Below are 749 nucleotides of genomic sequence, written 5' to 3' on the forward strand. Positions count from 1 at the left end.
CCTTGCTGGTCACCGCAGAAGACCATCAGCAGATGGGGGGCGCAGGCTCGGCCGTGAATGAACTGCTGCACGAGGCAGGCGTAGTGCTGGATGTACTGAACCTGGCCCTGCCGGATCACTTCATTCATCACGGCAAGCGGGATGTGTTACTGGCCGAAGCGGGCCTGGATGCAGAGGGCATTGAGCAACAGATCCGCAAACGCCTGAACCGCCAACAGACCCTTCGTGAAGCCCGGGAGCGCTAGCTCCGCCCCGGCAAAGTCACGGGAAAGCAACAACTGAAAGGGGAGCGATCATCGCTCCCCTTCGTCGTTCTTGCGCTCCTTGACCAAGCGCACCGCAGGCGGCGCCTGGTAAATTCGCCAGTCATCCCGTCCGCCTTGTTTGGCCAGATAGAGGGCCCGGTCCGCAGCCTCCAGCAAGTCTCCGGCACTGTGCCGGTCGCCGGGAATCATCGTGGCCACGCCAACACTGACCGTCACTTCGTTCATTTGCGGATTATCCGCATGGGGGATGGCCAGTGAGCGCACGGAACGACATAGCCGGGACGCCAGCTGCTGCGCCTCCACTTCATCGGTTTCCGGGTACAACAGCACGAACTCCTCCCCACCAAAGCGAGCCACCAGATCCCCCCCGCGGCGGCTGTAGCGATGGAATTCCGCTGACAGCTTCTGTAGGCAAAGATCGCCTTGCAGGTGTCCGTAGTGGTCGTTGTAGGCCTTGAAGCGGTCCACATCCACCAACATTAC

Annotated in this window: 2 protein-coding genes; one reads left to right on the forward strand and one right to left on the reverse strand. The window is 61.3% G+C overall.

The window, feature by feature from the left end; translation table 11 throughout:
• On the forward strand, positions 1-245 hold a 245-nt coding region (locus A3730_RS11790; RefSeq protein ID WP_304439493.1), incomplete at its 5' end, for a transketolase C-terminal domain-containing protein.
• 48 nt (positions 246-293) lie between these two features.
• On the opposite strand, the gene A3730_RS11795 is transcribed toward A3730_RS11790, so the two are convergent.
• Positions 294-749 (reverse strand): diguanylate cyclase (locus A3730_RS11795; RefSeq protein WP_156501169.1); only part of this gene is annotated, 456 nt, incomplete at its 5' end.

It is taken from the genome of Alcanivorax sp. HI0044 (assembly GCF_001634945.1).